We start from the raw sequence: 16,715 nt of genomic DNA on the forward strand, positions 1-16,715 counted from the left end.
ACCGGTGCCGACGTTGTTTGCTTCACCTGTTCTGCACCGCCGGATCGTCGCCGCCGGCAAGCCGCGACTTGCTGCGATTCAGGAGGCCGAGCGCACTGACACGCAATTCGCGCAACGCGATGACCGGGCTCGTCGCGCCAGCGGGCCAGGGAAAGGCGCGCCGCAGCCCGCCGATGTCCTGGAACCTGCCCTGCGCCACCAGGTTCTGCGTCTCGATCAGGCGCAGAAAGGCAAGCAGTGCCTCGAGTTTCGCCAGCCGTTCCGGTGGGCAACTCTTGCGCAGCGGTTCGGGATCGACCAGGGCGGGACGGCGCGGATGCCGCCCCTTCTGGCTGACGCCGAGCGCTGAGTCCTCGACGTGAAAGTAGGTCAGGGCGGTACGGTCGAAATAGACCTGTTCGCCGAGAGCGACCTGCAGCCAGAAATAGGAATCCTCGCCGTACAGGCAGCGCTCCCGGTCGTAGTAGCCGCCATAGCGCTCGAAAACCTCTCTCCGGACCACGGTCGAACTCGAATGGAAACAGTCGACATAGGCCTTCATGTCGACCGGCCTCGCATAGCTGTCGATCGTGCGCGGCCCGTTCTCCGGGATCATCCTCAGAACGATATCCTCGTGGATCTCCTTCTTCGTCGAGGAGTAGGCCGCCACATAGGCCGCGCAATCCGGGTTGGCTGTCAGGGCCGCATCGGCCGCTTCCAGGAAACCTGGCGTCCATTCGTCGTCGCAGTCGAGAAAGGCCAGCAGTTCTCCGGTCGCCAGGGCCGCCCCTGCATTGCGCGCCCTGCCCGGGCCGGCATTGTCCTGCCTGACCAGCCTGATCGCGGCGAGGTGGACCTTGTCGATGGCCTCGGCGCTGCCATCCGTGCTGCCGTCATCGACGACGATTACTTCCACGTCGCCGGCCGACTGCGCCAGCACGGAGGCGATCGCCCGATTGATCGTCGACGCCTTGTTGTAAAGCGGAAGAATGGCGGTAAAGCGTGGCACATCCACCTCTTTCGGCGGACCGCGGGGCAAAACCATTCTCTGCGAGAACGAGCCCGGCCAAGAGCTGGCCGGTGCGATTCTGCCTACGGTCGGCCCCGGGCTATATGCCCGCGGTTAGATCCATAGTGCCCCACCATGTATCCCGATATTGCACTGCAATATGGCGAGAGTGCAACCGGAAACTCTGCACAAAACGCATGGCCGCCCGGCGAGCAGGCCGCCTCGGCAAACATGGTTAATGATTCGTTGATTTGCCGGCCTAGGCCGGGTTTTCGCTGAGCAGCCGCGCCGCGGCCGCCCTCGCTTCCTCTGTGATCGTCGCGCCGGCAAGCATGCGCGCGATCTCTTCCTGGCGCGCCGGGCGGTCCATTTCGGCCACGCCGGTCGACACCCGGTCGGCATTGCCGGACTTGGAGATCAGGAAGTGAGTCGCCGCCCGCGCCGCCACCTGCGGCGCATGGGTGACCGACAGCACCTGCACGCCTGAAGACAGCCGCGAAAGCCGCTGCCCGATGGCGTCGGCTACCGCGCCGCCGACCCCGGTATCGATCTCGTCGAAGACAAGCGTCGGTGCCGAGCCGCGGTCGGCCAGCGCCACCTTCAGCGCCAGCAGGAAGCGCGACAGCTCGCCGCCTGAGGCCACCTTCATCATCGGTCCGGGACGCGTGCCGGGGTTGGTGCGCACCCAGAACTCGATCTGGTCGATGCCTTCCTCGCTGCGCTCGTCCGCATCGGTGCCGATCTCGACGATGAACTCGGCGCGCTCGAGTTTCAGCGCCGGCAGTTCTGCCGCGACAGCCTTGCCGAGGCCGCCCGCCGCCGCATGGCGCAGGTCCGAAAGCCCGGCCGCGATCCGGTCGTAGCCGGTTTGCGCGTCGAGCGCCTGCTTCTCGAGCGAGGCCAACCGCTCCGCACCCGCGTCGAGATCCGCGAGGTCGGCCGCCATCGTGTCGCGTGCCTTGGCGAGGTCGTCGACCTGCACGGCAAACTTGCGCGACGCGGCGCGTAGCGCGAACAGCCGCTCCTCCGCCTTCTCCAGCCGCTGCGGGTCGTATTCCGTCTCGCGCAACGCCGCCTCGACACCGGCCTGCGCCGCATCGAGTGACAGCAGCGCCTCATCGAGCGACTGCACCACCTCGTCGAGCACACCCGGCGCCTCGGCCGACTTGCGCTGCAGGCGCCTGAGCAGGCTGGCGAGCTGCGGCAGCGGCGAATTCTGGCCCGACAGCACGTCCTGCGCATCCTTGATCTCGGTCGCCACCTTCTCGGCGCGCATCATCGCGGTGCGGATCTCGGCGAGTTCCGTCTCCTCGCCGGGCTGCGGGTCGAGTTGCGACAGCTCGGCAACCGCGGCGCGCAGGTAGTCGGCCTCGCGGGCCGCTGCCTCGACCCTTGCCCGGTGACGCGCCAGCTCCTGCTCGGCCTCGCGCCATGCCTTCCACGCCTGGCGCATCCGCGCGACTTCGCCGAGGTGGCCGCCGAAGGCGTCGAGCAACTGCCGGTGCGCGGCGGCATCGACCAGCGCGCGCTCGTCGTGCTGGCCGTGGATTTCCACCAGCGCTCGGCCGATGTCGCGCATCAGCGTCACGCTGGACGGCTGGTCGTTGACGAAGACGCGGGTGCGTCCGTCGGCGCTTTGCACGCGTCGCAGGATGATGTCGCCGTCATCGTCGAGGGCGTTTTCTGTGAGGATGGCACGCGCCGGGTGGTTCAGCGGCACGTCGAACACGGCCGTAACCTGCCCTTGGGCGGCGCCGTGGCGTACCAGCGAGGCATCGCCGCGTGCGCCCAGCGCCAGCGACAGCGCGTCGAGCAGGATCGACTTACCCGCGCCCGTCTCACCGGTCAGCACCGACAGCCCTGCCGAGAAATCGATGTCCAGCCGCTCGATCAGGACGATATCGCGGATCGACAGTCTGGAGAGCATGCGTTCCCGCTACCGGTCAGGCGCCGCCGAACAGCTTCCCGGCCTGCGAGATCCACGAGCCGGCATTCTCACGCGGCTCGAGGCCCCGCGACTGCAGCAGCGCGTAGGAATCCTTGTACCACTGGCTGTCTGGATAATTGTGCCCGAGCACGGCGGCGGCCGTCTGGGCCTCCGAGGTCAGCCCCATGGCGTAATATGTCTCGGTCAGGCGCGCGAGCGCCTCCTCGACATGGCGGGTGTTGGAATAGTTCTCGACCACGTAGCGGAAACGCTTGGCCGCGGCGATGAATTCTCGGCGCTCGAGATAGTAGCGCCCGATCTGCATTTCCTTGCCGGCCAGTTGGTCGCGCGCAAAGCGGATCTTGGTGCGCGCATCCTCGACATATTCCGATTCCGGCCAGCGGTTCTCGACCTCTTCCATCGCCTCGATGGCGCGGCGCGATTCCTTCTGGTCCTGCGTCACGTCGCGGATCTGCTTGAAGTAGGAGAGACCGACGATGTACTGCGCGTAGGCTGCATCTTCCGACGACGGGTAGAGCGCCACGTAGCGCTTGCCGGAGTTGATCGCCTCGTCGAAATTGCCCTGCCGGTAGTTGGTGAAGGCGCCCATCACCATCGATTTGCGGGCGAACTCCGAATAGGGGTGCTGGCGGTCGACCGCCGCGAACTTGCGGCCCGCTTCCTTCAGGTTGCCGGCGTTGAGGTTGGCCAGGCCCTGGTTGTAGAGAACGTCCGCCGGTTCGGTCTCGTCCACATAGGTCGACAGATCGAGATCGGGTTCGCTCGACATGCAACCCGCGAGCGACAGAGGCGCCACGGCGATCAGCGCAACCGCAAGATTCATCCGTACTGCTCGGCCGGCGTAAGCCATTCTCGGAAATTTCATGGTTGAATTACAGCCCCTTCGGCACAGCACTCGTCGTCGGCACGCCGCCATAGATCATAACCGCATTTCGACGGCAACGCTATCGCGGGGCAATGGCGCATTTTTGTGGCGACATGGCGACGGTCGCGCAATGCGCGACCGCTGGGCAAGAATCCTGCCCTATTGTGGCTTCAGAGCACCCAGGGAGCGTAGACCGCCGCATTTACAGCGGTCATTTCGGCAGTGCGACCGCGTTCGCGCCTGTTGGTCTCGACGATTTCGAAGGCAGAGCGGTCAGACAGCAGGCGCCTCAGCGCCGCGGCGTTCAGCCTATGGCCGCCGCGATAGGAACGGAAACAGCCGATGAAGCGCGCGCCGGCCAGTGCAAGGTCGCCCATGGCGTCGAGCATCTTGTGGCGGACGAACTCGTCCTTGTAGCGCAGGCCTTCCATGTTGATGACGCGGCTGTCCTCGCCGATCACCACCGAGTTTTCGAGCGATGATCCGAGTGCGTAGCCGGCGGCCCACAGCCGCTCGACATCCTTCATGAAGCCGAAGGTGCGGGCCCGCGCGATGTCGCGGCGGAACGAGTCCGCGCTGACGTCGGAGGCGAAGAACTGGCGGCCGATTGCCGGGCTCTCGAAGTCGATCTCGACTTCGAAGCGGGTGCCGTCATGCGGCTGGAACTCGGCCCAGGAGGCGCCGTTCTCGATACGCACAGGCTTCAGCACGCGGATGTAGCGGCGCTTGACGGCCTGCGTCTCGATGCCGGCCTGGTCGATCGCCTCGACGAAACCCGCAGCGCTGCCGTCGAGGATCGGCATCTCGCTGCCGTCGATCTCCACGATGACGTTGTCGATGCCGAGCCCGAGCAGCGCGGCCATCACATGCTCGACGGTGCCGACATGGAACCCAGCCGGGTCGCCAAGAACTGTGGAAAGGTCGGTCGCGCCGATCTCCGAGACCAAGGCGCGAATTTCCTTGCCCTCGCCGTCGCACTGGTGGAAGACGACGCCGGTGTCGGGGTCGGCAGGCAGGAAGCTGAGCGAAACGGGTTTACCCGAGTGAACGCCGAATCCGGACAGCGCTACACGCGATTTGAGTGTCGTCTGATAGTCGTGCAAGTTGATCCCCATGCGCCCGTCCAGCCTGTCCCCGCATCTCCAACCCCAGGAGAGCGGTCTTGCTGGTTGCTGTGGGCGGGATCTCATCCCCGAATCCCTCCCACATGCTGACCTTATTCTCGTCACAGAATAGTCGCCGGCCAGGGAGACTCCAAATCACGCTTTCTTACTCTGTGTTACGGGAGGACCCCCGCAACTGAATTATAAGCGCTTGTTTTTATGATATTTTTCGGGTCGGCGGACAAGCCGGATTCTGTCCGCCGACACCGTTTTCGAAGGTCGTCAGTTCGCCTGGCGACGAAGGAATGCCGGAATCTCCAGCTGGTCGTCTTCCTGCGCAGCGCGAGTCTGCGGCGTCAGGCGGCCGTGTTCGTCGAGCTGGCCGCGCCGCGGTGCGTAGAGCTGCGGGTCCTGGCTCGGGATGCGGCGGGCTTCCGGCGCCGGCTGGCGCAGCTTCGGCTCGCGGGTCGCGGAAGGCTCGACGCGGGCCTGCTCCTCGTCGCGGCGGCCAAGGCCGGTGGTCAGGCGCTTCAGCAGGCCCATCGGGCCGCTGTTCTCATGGTCGACCGGGCGGCTCTGGGCTTCGACGGCGGCCTTGACGACCGGCGAGAAGTCCTCGACGCGCGGCATACGCTGCTGCACCGGGGCCGGCTGCAGGGTCTCGCGCTGCGGCGCGGCGGCTGCTGGCTGCGGGCGCTGCACCTGCGGCTCGGCCGGCGGTGCCTGGAACAGCTTGCTGGTGGTGCGGAACTCGTCCTTGGGCGCGGCGCGTGCAGCCATTTCGACGGCGTTGACCTCGGCCTGGCGGATCGCGTCGGCAACTGGATCGGCTGCCTTCTCGAGCCGCGGAGCATCGACCGGTGCCGCCTGCTCGGCAGTCGTCGGGCGGGCGTCGGCCACGGCCGGACGTGCAACCGGCTTGGGCGGCGCCTGGCGGATCGTCACCGGCGGAGATGCGATGTCCTCGGCCGACTTGTCGATGCCGGTCGCCACGACCGACACGCGGATGACGCCCTCGAGTTCCTCGTCGAAGGTGGCGCCGAGAATGATGTTGGCGTCCTGATCGACCTCCTCGCGGATACGGGTAGCCGCCTCGTCGACTTCGAACAGCGTCAGGTCACGGCCGCCGGTGATCGAGATCAGCAAGCCCCTGGCGCCGCGCATCGACGTCTCGTCGAGCAGCGGGTTGGCGATAGCGGCTTCGGCGGCGGCCATCGCACGGCCCTCGCCCGATGCCTCGCCGGTACCCATCATCGCCTTGCCCATTTCGCGCATCACCGAGCGGACGTCGGCGAAGTCGAGATTGATCAGGCCTTCCTTGACCATCAGGTCGGTGATGCAGGCGACGCCCGAATAGAGCACCTGGTCGGCCATGGCGAAGGCGTCGGCGAAGGTGGTCTTGTCGTTGGCGAGCCGGAACAGGTTCTGGTTCGGGATGACGATCAGCGTGTCGACGCACTTCTGCAGTTCCTCGATGCCGAGGTCTGCGGTCTTCATCCGGCGCTGGCCTTCGAAGTGGAACGGCTTGGTGACGACGCCAACGGTCAGGATGCCCTTTTCGCGGGCCGCGCGGGCGACGACCGGGGCTGCACCGGTGCCGGTGCCGCCGCCCATGCCGGCGGTGACGAAGCACATGTGGGTGTTGGACAGGTGATCGATGATCTCGTCGATGCACTCTTCGGCGGCGGCGCGCCCGACTTCCGGCTGCGACCCGGCACCCAGGCCCTCGGTAACATGCGCGCCGAGCTGGATCAGCCTGTCGGCCTTCGACATGGTCAACGCCTGCGCGTCTGTGTTGGCAACCACGAATTCGACGCCGCGAAGCCCCGCTGTGATCATGTTGTTGACGGCATTGCCGCCGCCCCCGCCGACACCGAACACGGTGATGCGTGGCTTCAATTCCGTTATGTCGGGCTTCTGCAGATTGATCGTCATTGTCCTCGTCCTTTGCCTTTCCTGCCGCGTCGCCGCCACGGCCGCTATGGGGACCAGCCCCGCCGAATTAGAAACTGTCCCTCAACCACTGACTCATGCGATCCAGCCTTCCGCCGGTTCCCGTCATTTTCAGGCGGGACATCGCATTACCTTGCCGGCTTTCGAAGCTGGCGACCTGTGGATAGATGAGCAGGCCGACCGCTGTCGAAAACGCCGGTCCCTTGGCCGCCTCGGGCAGGCCGGCAACCCCGAGAGGCCTGCCGATGCGCACGTTGCGACCGAGAATTCTTCTTGCTGCCTCGGGCAGCCCGGCGAGCTGCGAAGCACCGCCCGTCAGCACCACCCGCTTTCCTACGGCATTGCCGTAGCCCGACTTGCCCAGCCGGTCGCGCAGCAGCTCCAGCGTCTCCTCGACGCGGGCGCGCACGATGCGCGTCATCACAGAACGCGGCACCTGCAGCGGCACTTCGCCGTCTTCGTGGCCCATCGGCTGCACCGTCACCAGGTCGCGGTCGTCGGCGCTGCCGGGTAACGCCGAGCCGTGCATGACCTTCAGCCTTTCGGCATGCTCGATGCGCGTCGACAGGCCCTTGGCAAGGTCCATCGTCACGTGGCTGCCGCCGACCGGAATGGCGTCGCCATGCACGAACTTGCCGTCCGAGAAGACGGAGATCGTCGTCGTGCCGCCACCGAGGTCGATGCAGGCGGCGCCCATTTCCAGTTCGTCGTCGACCAGCGCGGCAAGCCCGCTGGCATAAGGGGTCGCGACCATCCGCTCGACCGACAGGTGCGAACGGTTGATGCAGAGCTCGAGATTGCGCAGCGGCGCGGAGTCGCCGGTCAGCACATGCATGTCGACACCGAGCGCGTCGCCAACCATGCCGCGCGGGTCGCGGATGCCGCGCTCGCCGTCGAGCGAGAAGGCAACCGGCAGCGAATGCACGACCTCGCGGTCGGCCTTCAGCGCCTGCTTGGCGCCTGCGCCCAGCACGCGCTTGATGTCGGCGCCGTCGGTCTCGTGGCCGCCAAGATTGATCGAAGCCGAGAAGACCTCGCTGCGCAGGCGCCCGGCGGTCAGATTGACGATCAGCGAATCGACGGTCAGTCCGGCCATGCGCTCGGCCGCATCCACGGCCAACCGGATGGCGTGCTCGGCGCGGTCGAGGTCGATGATGACGCCCGACTTCACGCCCTGCGATTTCTGGTGGCCGATGCCGATCACCTGCACCTCATGCGTGCGGGCACGCAGGATCGGGCTTTCGCCGCGCGGCCGCAGCCTGGCGATCACGCAGCATACCTTGCTCGAGCCGACGTCGAGCACGGTGACGATGCCGGACCGGCGGGACGCGACGTCCTTGTTGCCGCCCATCCAGCTCATATGTTTTTCCCCGGCTTCTTCTTTGCCGCCTTGGCCTGTTCGGCAAGCGCGGCGGTGCGGCGCACCAGCGCCTCGGGGGTCAACCCGATGACCAGCCGGTCCTCGAGCCGGAGATCGACAGAGGCGATGTCGCGCGACAACAGCCCGTTCTCGCGGTCCATCCGCAGCACTTCGGCAATGGCGCCGTCGGTATTGCCTTCCGGCAGCTTGATGGTGATGCCGTTTTCGAGCCTGAGGTCCCAGCGCCGCTCGGCAACACGGATGAAGCCCTTCACGCGGGAGGCGAGTTCGGGATAGCGCCGGATCTTGTCGACGAAGCCCGGGGCATCCTCGGCCGCGCCATAACCGATGACCAGCGGCAACACCGAATGGCGACCGCCCGAGAACGGTATGATGACGTCGCCGGCGCGGTCGACGATGGCCAGTTGCCGGCCATGCTGCCAGATGGCGAAAGGCTTGCGCTCCTCGATCCTGACCTCGATCGTGTCGGGATAGATCTTGCGCACGGACGCCTGCTTGACCCAGGGCAGCCCGGCGATGCGCTGACGCGCAAGGTCCGCATCGAAGCCGACGAGAGAGGTCCAGCCGTCGAGCTCGAGCCGCTCGAGAATGTCGATTTCCGAGGTCTCGGCGTTACCGGACACCCTGACGCTTTCGACCGCGAAGCCGAGGCGCGACGTCACCGTCTGCACCGCGACCGGAATCTCGCCGCCGATCCACGCGCCGTAGAGCACGCTCGAAGACAGCAGGACAGCACTCGCGATCGTCGCGGCAAAGCGGGGCGGCGTGTACTCGCCGCTGCACAGCCGCGCAACGACGCGCGCCGGGCGGCGCAGCCAGCGCGGCAGGACGAAGTGCTCGGCGGAAAGGAACACGCCGAGGGAGGTCGGCCGCAATGCGCCGCCTCTACCGTGCTGTCCCGACCTCAACGCAAACACGAAGCGTCCTCCACCATCCAACTCAAAAGATCGCCGAAAGAGTGCCCCGCTTGTGCGGCGATCTCAGGCACCAGCGACGTCGGCGTCATGCCTGGCTGCGTGTTGACTTCGAGCCAGATCAACTCGCCATTTTCCGAATGGCGGTCGTCGTAGCGGAAGTCTGATCGGGATACGCCCCGGCAGCCGAATGCTTGATGTGCCTTGAGCGCCAGTGTCTGTATTTTTTGGTAAATATTTGGTGAAATTTTTGCCGGGCATTCGTGTTTTGATCCGCCCGGGACGTATTTTGAATCATAGTCGTAGAAGGAATGCCCCTCGGGGATGATCTCGGTGACGCCGAGAGCCACATCGCCCATCACCGCGCAGGTCAGCTCGCGCCCGTGCACGTAGCGCTCGACCATCACCATGTCGCCGTACTTCCACTCCGACGAGGCGATCACCTGCGGCGGATGCGACTGGTCTTCCTTGACGATGACGACGCCGAAGCTCGACCCCTCGCTGACCGGCTTCACCACGTAGGGCGCCGGCATGGGATGCTTGTCACGGATGGTGAAGCGGTTGACGATCTTGGATTCGGCGACCGGGATGCCGGAAGACTTGGCTATCTTTTTCGCCTGCTCCTTGTTCATCGCAAGGGCCGAGGCCAACACGCCGGAATGAGTGTAGGGAATTGCGAGATATTCGAGGATGCCCTGGATCGTGCCGTCCTCGCCGAACGGCCCATGCAGGGCGTTGAATACGGCGTCAGGCCTGAGATCGGCAAGCACCGAGCTGACGTCGCGCGTCACGTCGATGCGCGTAACATCGTAACCTTCGGCTTCAAGCGTATCGGCGCAGGGGATGCCGGAAGCCAGGGACACTGGCCGCTCCGACGAAAACCCCCCCATCAACACCGCGACCCGTTTGAACTTCATGCCCCGTCATTCCCCTCGCGCAGCGGCCCGACCCCCCGGTCACGGCTTGAGTCCGAGTCTTCCAGGGAGTCACCCCCCAGACGGAAAACGCGGCACACGCCTCGTACGACTCAATTCGGAAACGCTGTTAACCCAAAGAATCAGAGAGTTGATTCCGTGGCAAGTACGCATTTGCCAAAGCTGTACTTATCGATTCCGGTATGACTTTTTTGACTCACCTCGGCAGCCGGCCGAAGATGGTGACTCTGGGGCACGCGGCGCGGGAGGCTGACTTGCGGATATTGCTGACGACCCTGCTGTTGCTGTCCGGGCCAGGTCTTGCGGCCGGGTTGCCCGACTGTGCGCGAACGGGCGCGATGTCGGTGATGATCAACGGCCGTCCTGCCTTGCGCCTCAGCGACATGGCGCTCTGCCCGCCGGGGTCCTACAGCGTCATTCCCGGCATGATGATCGAGGGAGAACCGATGGTGCAGGTCAATGCCGGAATCGCCGATTGCGTTTCCAGCGCCAGCCCCGATGTGATCGTCGACGGCCAGGGCGCCAAGCGCGTAGGCGACGTCGTCTGCCCGCCGCAGTAGGCTAGAGCAGCCGTCCCAGGAACGGGTCCACCTCGTGGCCCGGCCGGAAGCGGCCGATCCGCTTGATCTCCCAGTGCAGCCTGATGCCGGACGTTTCCAGCACCCGCGCGCGCACCGTTTCGCCAAGATATTCAAGGTCGTATCCGGTCGCGTTTCCGGTGTTGATCAGGAAATTGCAATGCATCGGCGAGACCTGCGCGCCGCCGATCATCAGCCCACGGCAGCCGGCCTTGTCGATTTCCTTCCAGGCCGACGTGCCTTCCGGGTTCTTGAAGGTCGAGCCGCCGGTCTTTTCGCGGATCGGCTGCACGGTCTCGCGGTGATGCTGCACCGCGTCCATCGCCGCCTTGATCGCGTCCCTTTCTTCAGCAAATCCCTCGAAGACGGCGGACACGAAGATCAGGTCCTCCGGCGCTTCGGAATGGCGGTAGGAGTAGCCCATATCGGCATTGCTCAGCGTGTGCACGTCGCCCTTGCGGTCGACGGCGCGCACCTCGACCACCCGCTCGCGCGTCTCGACGCCGTTGGCGCCGGCATTCATGCGCAGCGCGCCGCCAATGGCGCCGGGTATGCCGTGGTAGAAATGGAAGCCGCCGATACCGGCCTCAAAGGCGAAGGCCGCGACACGCTTGTCGGGCGTCGCCGCCCCCGCCCGGATGCGCGTATCCGAAACCTTTTCGACGTCGCCGAAACCCTTCGCAGACAGCCGGATCACGAAGCCCGGAATGCCGCCCTCGCGCACCAGCAGGTTCGAGCCGATGCCGACGGTCGTCACCGGCACGTCCTCGGGAACAGCCTTGAGAAAGGCGATCAGGTCTTCCTCGTCGGCCGGCTGGAACAGCGCATCGGCCGGGCCGCCGGCACGGAACCAGGTGATCTTGTCCATTTCCGCGTTCGGCGTCATGCGCCCGCGGATCCCCGCCAGCCTGTCGCCAAGTCGAGCCAGCAGGTCCTCGCCTCTCGTCATGCAGCAGCACCGTCGCCCGCCGCCAGTTCGCCCGGCAGCGCGTACGCCCATTGCGTGATGTTGCCGGCGCCGAGGAACACGACGAAGTCGCCGGGCTGGGCGATTGCGCGCACCAGCGGCGCTACCTGCGCGGGCTCGGCCACATAGCGCGCGTCGCGGTGGCCGCCGGCGCGGATGCGCTGCGCCAGTTTCTCGGAATTGACGCCGTCGATCGGGTCCTCGCCGGCCGCATAGACCGGGGCGACGATCACCGTGTCGGCAGCGTTGAAGCAGGACGAGAAATCGTCGAAAAGGTCGCGCAGGCGGGTGAAGCGATGCGGCTGGGCGATAGCGATCACGCGTCCCTTGGTCGAATCGCGCGCCGCGTTCAGCACCGCCTTGATCTCCACCGGATGGTGCCCGTAGTCGTCGAATATCTCGACGCCATTCCAGGTCCCGGTATGGGTGAAGCGCCGCTTCACGCCGCCGAAGGACAGCAGGCCCTTGCGGATGTCGTCGGCCGAGATGCCGAGCTCGTGCGCGACGGCGATCGCCGCCGTGGCGTTCGATACGTTGTGGCGGCCGGGCATCGGCAGGCGCAGGTCGCGGATCACAGTCTCCGGACCGGCCTTGCGGCGACGGATGACCACGTCGAACACCGAGGTCGCGCCCTCCATGCGGTGGTTCTCGAAGCGCACGTCGGCCTGCGTGTTCTCGCCATAGGTGATGATGCGCCGGTCCTCGATGTGCGCGACCATCGCCTGCACCTCGGGGTGGTCGGTGCACATCACGCCGAAGCCATAGAAGGGCACGTTCTCGACGAACTGGCGGAACGCCTCGCGCACCTTGTCGAAGGAGCCGTAGTGGTCGAGATGCTCGGGATCGATGTTGGTCACCACCGCGATCTCGGCCGGCAGCTTCAGGAAGGTGCCGTCGCTCTCGTCGGCCTCGACCACCATCCACTCGCCCTCGCCCATGCGCGCATTGGTGCCGTAGGCGTTGATGATGCCGCCATTGACCACCGTCGGGTCGAGCCCGCCGGCGTCGAGCAGCGTCGCCACCATTGAGGTGGTCGTCGTCTTGCCATGCGTGCCGCCGATGGCGACCGCCTGGCGGAACCGCATCAGCTCGGCCAGCATTTCGGCGCGGCGCACGATGGGCAGCAGCTTCAGCCGCGCCGCCTTCAGTTCCGGGTTCGACTTCTTGATTGCCGTCGAGACCACCACCACCTCGGCCTCGCCGAGGTTTTCGGCTCGGTGGCCGATGAAGCATTCGATGCCCTTGTCGCGCAGCCGCTGCACGTTGGCGCTGTCGGCCTGGTCGGAGCCCTGCACGCGGTAGCCGAGGTTGCGCAGCACCTCGGCGATGCCGCTCATGCCGATGCCGCCGATGCCGATGAAATGCACCAGTCCGATGCTCTGCGGCATTTTCATGCTGGCTTTCCTCTCTTGTAGTCCGCGACCGATTGACCGGAGGCAATAGCCTCTGCCAGATCGGCGAGCAACCGCGCCGCGTCGGGTTTCCCCGCCGATTTCGCGGCAGCCGCAACCGTCGCCAGCCTGTCCGGCTCGTCGATTGCCGCGCCGATCAGCGCGCAAAGCCGCTCCGTCGAGAGCGACGATTGCGGGTGAACCTCGGCGCCGCCGGCCGCTGCAAGTGCCTCGGCATTGGCCGCCTGGTCGTGGTCGAGCGCATAGGGATAGGGCACCAGGATCGCCGGCCGGCCAATTACCGCGATCTCCGACACTGTCGAGGCGCCCGAGCGCGAGATGACGAGATGCGCCGCTGCGATGCGCGCCGCCATGTCGGAGAAGAAGGGCAGCACCTCGACCTGCATGCCGAGCTCGTCATAGGCCTTCTTGACCCGCCCGACATCGTCGGCGCGCGCCTGCTGAGTCACCACCAGCCGGGCGCGCTGCGCCTCGGGAAGTGCCGCGATCGCGCCCGGCAGCGCGTCGGAAAAGAACTGCGCGCCCTGGCTGCCGCCGAACACCAGCAGCCGGAACGGTTGGTCCTCGCGCGATGGACGGTAGGGCGTCTTCGCCGCCTCCAGCACTGCGGGGCGCACCGGGTTGCCGGTCACCACGATCTTGTCGGCGAAGGCTCCTTCCCTGTCACTCAGGAAGCCGCCGGCGATTGCGGCCACCCGCGCCGCGAGCGCCCGGTTGGCGCGTCCCATCACAGCGTTCTGCTCGTGCACGATGGTCGGCACCTTGCGCCGCGTCGCCGCGTAGAGCGGCGGCAGCGTCGGATAGCCGCCGAAGCCGATCACCACCTCGGGCTTGATGCGTCGGATCACCTCCGATGCCTGCCTGACGCCGCGCCAGATCGTCAAGAAGGACTTGAGCAGCGCCACAGGGTTGCGCGAACCGATCGTGGCGGAGGCGATCGGGTGCACTTCATGCGCTGGAAAATGCCCGGCGAAGCGTTCGGCGCGATCGTCGGTCGCCAGGTCGACGCGCCAGCCGCGCTCGTTCAGCTGATGTGCCAGCGCCTCCGCCGGAAACAGGTGTCCACCGGTACCGCCCGCTGCGAGAAGGATCGTGCCTTTGGGCATGCCGCTCCGCTATTCCGCCGGCTGGGCGCGCTGCGTCATCGGCTGGAAGCCGATCGACTTGCGCTTTTCCGGCCGCTTGCGGGTCAGTGCCAGCACCATGCCCATGGAGATGGCAATCGCGATCAGCGACGAGCCGCCATAGGAGATGAAGGGAAGCGTCATGCCCTTGGCCGGCATGAGCTGCAGGTTCACGCCCATGTTGATGACCGACTGGAAGCCGAAGACCACGACCAGCCCGGCCACCGCGAAGCGGGTGAAATCATCCTGCTCCTTGAGCGCCGTGTTGAGGCCGCGCAGCACGATGAAGGCGAAGATCAGCATGATCGCCATGCACAGCAGGATGCCGAATTCCTCGCCCGCCACCGAGAACACGAAGTCGGCATGCGCGTCGGGGATGATCTTCTTGATGACGCCCTCGCCCGGCCCGAGCCCGAGCCAGTCGCCGTTGATCATCGCCTCGCGGCCCATGTCGACCTGGAATGTGTCGCCCTCGCCGGTCAGGAAGCGGTCGATGCGGCCGGCGACGTGCGGAAAGGCGGTGTAGGCGCCAAGGGCGCCCGCGGCGCCCAGGCTGCCGATGACGATGATCCACAGCCACGGCATGCCGGCCATGAAGAACATCACGCCCCAAGTGCCGAGCACGAGGATCGTCTGGCCGAGATCGGGCTGCGCGACGAGCAGCGCCAGCACGACGCCGAGCAGCATCATCGCGAAAAAGTTGCCGGGAATTTCGGGCTGCCGCCGGTGTTCTGCGAACAGCCAGGCGCAGATGACGACGAAGGCGGGCTTCAGGAACTCCGACGGCTGGATCGAAACGCCGGCGATCGATATCCAGCGATGCGCGCCCTTCACCTCGACGCCGACGAACAGCACCGCAACCATCATCACCAGCATCGCGCCAAGCATGACGAGCGACAGCCGCCTGATCTGCCTGGCGTTGAGGAACGACACCGAGATCAGCGCGATCAGCGCCGGAATCATGTACACGATCTGCCGCTTGGCGAAGTGGAAGCTGTCCAGTCCGATGCGCTCTGCCACCGCCGGGCTTGCCGCGAACGACAGAACGATGCCCAGCCCCATCAGGAGCAGGAAGGCGGCGAGAAACCAGCGATCCACGGTCCACCACCAGTTGGCGACGGGGCTGCGGTCCAGGCGACTCATCATGGCTTGGGTCCTCCGATGGGCATGACGCCCCCGATAGCATTCACAGCTTGCCTGAAGGCTTCGCCTCGAATTTCGAAATTCTTGAACTGGTCGAAGCTGGCGCAGGCCGGCGACAGCAGCACGACCGCCTCGTCGGCAGGATCGAGAGCTGCGTCGCGCGCCGCGTGCTCGACGGCTGCGGCGAGCGTGCCCGAGATCTCGTAGGGCACCGCCTCGCCAAGCGTCGCCGAGAAGGCAGGTGCTGCCTCGCCGATCAGGTAGGCCTTGGCGATGCGCGGAAAACAGCTTCTCAGCGGTTCGATGCCGCCTTCCTTGGGCAGGCCGCCGGCGATCCAGTAAATGCGCGGAAAGCTCGACAGCGCGGGGGCCGCGGCATCAGCATTTGTCGCCTTGGAATCGTTGACGAACAGCACGCGGCCCATGCGGCCGACCTGCTCCATGCGGTGCGCCAGGCCCGGAAAACTCTCCAGCCCCGACTGGATCTCGCCGAGATCGAGCCCGGCGGTGAGACAGGCGGCTATGGCGGCAAGCGCGTTCTGTGCATTGTGCTGGCCGCGCAGCGAGCCGATGCCCTCGAGGAAGCCGATGCGCGTATAGCGCCCGTTCACTGCTTCCATCAGGTTGCTGCCGTCGGCGAAATACCCGTCGGTCAGCGGCAGGCGCTTGGAGATGCGGATCACCTTCTTGCCGGCGCGTTCCAGTCGGTCGGCGATCTGCACGCAATGAATGTCGTCGACGCCGATGATGGCGGTTTCGCTGCCGGCGACCAGCCGCTCCTTGATGGCCGCGTAGTGCTGCATCGTGCCGTGGCGATCGAGATGGTCGGGCGTCAGGTTGAGCAATATGCCCGCCGTCGGGCTGATCGAGGGCGCGAGGTCGATCTGGTAGGAGGAGCACTCGACCACGTAGTATCGGTCCCTCTCCGGCGGATCGAGCGTCATCACCGCGCGGCCGATATTGCCGCCCATCTGCGTGTCGCGCCCGGCCGATTTCAGGATATGGGCCGCCAGCGCCGTCGTCGTCGACTTGCCGTTGGTGCCGGTGATGGCGATGAAGGGTGCATCGGGCGCTGCAAGGCTGCGCTCGCGACCGAACAGTTCGATGTCGCCGATGATCTCGACACCGGCGCCACGCGCCAGTTCGACGCTCCAGTGCGGCTTGGGATGCGTCAGCGGCACGCCGGGCGACAGCACGAAGGAGGCGAAGCCCGGCCAGTCGGCCTGCCTCAGGTCGCCGGTCGGGATGGCCTCGCCCGCAGCCTTCGCCACGCTGTCGGGATTGTCGTCCCAGGCCAGCACCTCGGCCCCGCCCGCCACCAAGGCGCGCGCCGTCGCAATCCCCGAGCCGCCGAGGCCGAAGAGCGCGACACGCTTGCCGCTGAAGGAGGTGGCAGGGATCATG

General features: G+C 66.2%; 14 protein-coding genes. 1 reads left to right on the top strand and 13 read right to left on the bottom strand.

Annotation, left to right across the window (positions count from 1 at the left end; translation table 11 throughout):
* Positions 1-22: 22 nt before the first annotated feature.
* The 8 genes from ACT2BZ_RS22980 to ACT2BZ_RS23015 all read right to left on the bottom strand — a co-directional run bounded on the left by ACT2BZ_RS22980 (position 23) and on the right by ACT2BZ_RS23015 (position 10,069).
* Positions 23-988 (bottom strand): glycosyltransferase, encoded by a 966-nt coding sequence (locus tag ACT2BZ_RS22980; RefSeq protein ID WP_457938075.1) that lies wholly within the window; start codon positions 986-988, stop codon positions 23-25.
* A gap of 259 nt (positions 989-1,247) precedes the next feature.
* Positions 1,248-2,915 (bottom strand): DNA repair protein RecN, encoded by a 1,668-nt coding sequence (recN, locus tag ACT2BZ_RS22985; RefSeq protein ID WP_457938077.1) that lies wholly within the window; start codon positions 2,913-2,915, stop codon positions 1,248-1,250.
* 16 nt (positions 2,916-2,931) lie between these two features.
* Positions 2,932-3,759 carry an outer membrane protein assembly factor BamD gene (locus tag ACT2BZ_RS22990; protein ID WP_457938079.1) on the bottom strand — a complete coding sequence of 276 codons (828 nt, stop codon included), beginning with the start codon at positions 3,757-3,759 and terminating at the stop codon, positions 2,932-2,934.
* A gap of 212 nt (positions 3,760-3,971) precedes the next feature.
* Complete coding sequence (gene lpxC, locus ACT2BZ_RS22995) at positions 3,972-4,916, bottom strand: UDP-3-O-acyl-N-acetylglucosamine deacetylase (RefSeq protein ID WP_457938081.1); 945 nt, start codon at positions 4,914-4,916, stop codon at positions 3,972-3,974.
* A gap of 270 nt (positions 4,917-5,186) precedes the next feature.
* Positions 5,187-6,839 (bottom strand): cell division protein FtsZ, encoded by a 1,653-nt coding sequence (ftsZ, locus tag ACT2BZ_RS23000; protein WP_457938083.1) that lies wholly within the window; start codon positions 6,837-6,839, stop codon positions 5,187-5,189.
* Between the two features lie 67 nt (positions 6,840-6,906).
* Positions 6,907-8,217 (bottom strand): cell division protein FtsA, encoded by a 1,311-nt coding sequence (gene ftsA / locus ACT2BZ_RS23005; RefSeq protein WP_457938085.1) that lies wholly within the window; start codon positions 8,215-8,217, stop codon positions 6,907-6,909.
* Positions 8,214-9,155, bottom strand: coding sequence for a cell division protein FtsQ/DivIB (locus ACT2BZ_RS23010; protein ID WP_457938087.1), 942 nt, complete (start codon positions 9,153-9,155; stop codon positions 8,214-8,216). Before ACT2BZ_RS23010 ends, ftsA begins: the two co-directional genes overlap by 4 nt.
* Complete coding sequence (locus ACT2BZ_RS23015) at positions 9,143-10,069, bottom strand: D-alanine--D-alanine ligase (RefSeq protein ID WP_457938089.1); 927 nt, start codon at positions 10,067-10,069, stop codon at positions 9,143-9,145. Before ACT2BZ_RS23015 ends, ACT2BZ_RS23010 begins: the two co-directional genes overlap by 13 nt.
* Positions 10,070-10,341: 272 nt before the next feature.
* Between ACT2BZ_RS23015 and ACT2BZ_RS23020 the strand changes: the two genes are divergently transcribed.
* Positions 10,342-10,647: a PAAR domain-containing protein gene (locus ACT2BZ_RS23020; RefSeq protein ID WP_457938091.1), complete on the top strand. Its 306-nt coding sequence runs from the start codon at positions 10,342-10,344 to the stop codon at positions 10,645-10,647.
* A gap of 1 nt (position 10,648) precedes the next feature.
* Here the strand turns inward: ACT2BZ_RS23020 and murB are convergent, their stop codons facing one another.
* Genes murB through murD form a run of 5 tightly spaced genes read right to left on the bottom strand, consistent with a single transcriptional unit; the run spans position 10,649 to position 16,714 of the window.
* Positions 10,649-11,614 carry a UDP-N-acetylmuramate dehydrogenase gene (gene murB / locus ACT2BZ_RS23025; protein ID WP_457938093.1) on the bottom strand — a complete coding sequence of 322 codons (966 nt, stop codon included), beginning with the start codon at positions 11,612-11,614 and terminating at the stop codon, positions 10,649-10,651.
* Positions 11,611-13,026 (bottom strand): UDP-N-acetylmuramate--L-alanine ligase, encoded by a 1,416-nt coding sequence (murC, locus tag ACT2BZ_RS23030; protein WP_457938094.1) that lies wholly within the window; start codon positions 13,024-13,026, stop codon positions 11,611-11,613. Before murC ends, murB begins: the two co-directional genes overlap by 4 nt.
* Positions 13,023-14,150, bottom strand: coding sequence for an undecaprenyldiphospho-muramoylpentapeptide beta-N-acetylglucosaminyltransferase (gene murG, locus ACT2BZ_RS23035; protein ID WP_457938096.1), 1,128 nt, complete (start codon positions 14,148-14,150; stop codon positions 13,023-13,025). The genes murC and murG overlap by 4 nt, the downstream gene beginning before the upstream one ends.
* Before the next feature lie 9 nt (positions 14,151-14,159).
* Entirely contained in the window at positions 14,160-15,314 is a 1,155-nt protein-coding gene (gene ftsW / locus ACT2BZ_RS23040) for a putative lipid II flippase FtsW (protein WP_457938098.1), read from the bottom strand.
* Positions 15,311-16,714 carry a UDP-N-acetylmuramoyl-L-alanine--D-glutamate ligase gene (murD, locus tag ACT2BZ_RS23045; RefSeq protein WP_457938099.1) on the bottom strand — a complete coding sequence of 468 codons (1,404 nt, stop codon included), beginning with the start codon at positions 16,712-16,714 and terminating at the stop codon, positions 15,311-15,313. Before murD ends, ftsW begins: the two co-directional genes overlap by 4 nt.
* Position 16,715 lies beyond the last annotated feature (1 nt).

The organism is Mesorhizobium sp. 10J20-29 (genome assembly GCF_054130485.1).

Excerpts from the sequence above, each read along its gene's own strand:
- murC (WP_457938094.1), bottom strand. The coding sequence starts at position 13,026 with ATGAAAATGCCGCAGAGCATCGGACTGGTGCATTTCATCGGCATCGGC.
- murD (WP_457938099.1), bottom strand. The coding sequence starts at position 16,714 with ATGATCCCTGCCACCTCCTTCAGCGGCAAGCGTGTCGCGCTCTTCGGC.
- murB (WP_457938093.1), bottom strand. The coding sequence starts at position 11,614 with ATGACGAGAGGCGAGGACCTGCTGGCTCGACTTGGCGACAGGCTGGCG.
- murG (WP_457938096.1), bottom strand. The coding sequence starts at position 14,150 with ATGCCCAAAGGCACGATCCTTCTCGCAGCGGGCGGTACCGGTGGACAC.
- ACT2BZ_RS22990 (WP_457938079.1), bottom strand. The coding sequence starts at position 3,759 with ATGAATCTTGCGGTTGCGCTGATCGCCGTGGCGCCTCTGTCGCTCGCG.
- ftsA (WP_457938085.1), bottom strand. The coding sequence starts at position 8,217 with ATGAGCTGGATGGGCGGCAACAAGGACGTCGCGTCCCGCCGGTCCGGC.
- recN (WP_457938077.1), bottom strand. The coding sequence starts at position 2,915 with ATGCTCTCCAGACTGTCGATCCGCGATATCGTCCTGATCGAGCGGCTG.
- ftsW (WP_457938098.1), bottom strand. The coding sequence starts at position 15,314 with ATGATGAGTCGCCTGGACCGCAGCCCCGTCGCCAACTGGTGGTGGACC.
- lpxC (WP_457938081.1), bottom strand. The coding sequence starts at position 4,916 with ATGGGGATCAACTTGCACGACTATCAGACGACACTCAAATCGCGTGTA.
- ACT2BZ_RS23015 (WP_457938089.1), bottom strand. The coding sequence starts at position 10,069 with ATGAAGTTCAAACGGGTCGCGGTGTTGATGGGGGGGTTTTCGTCGGAG.
- ftsZ (WP_457938083.1), bottom strand. The coding sequence starts at position 6,839 with ATGACGATCAATCTGCAGAAGCCCGACATAACGGAATTGAAGCCACGC.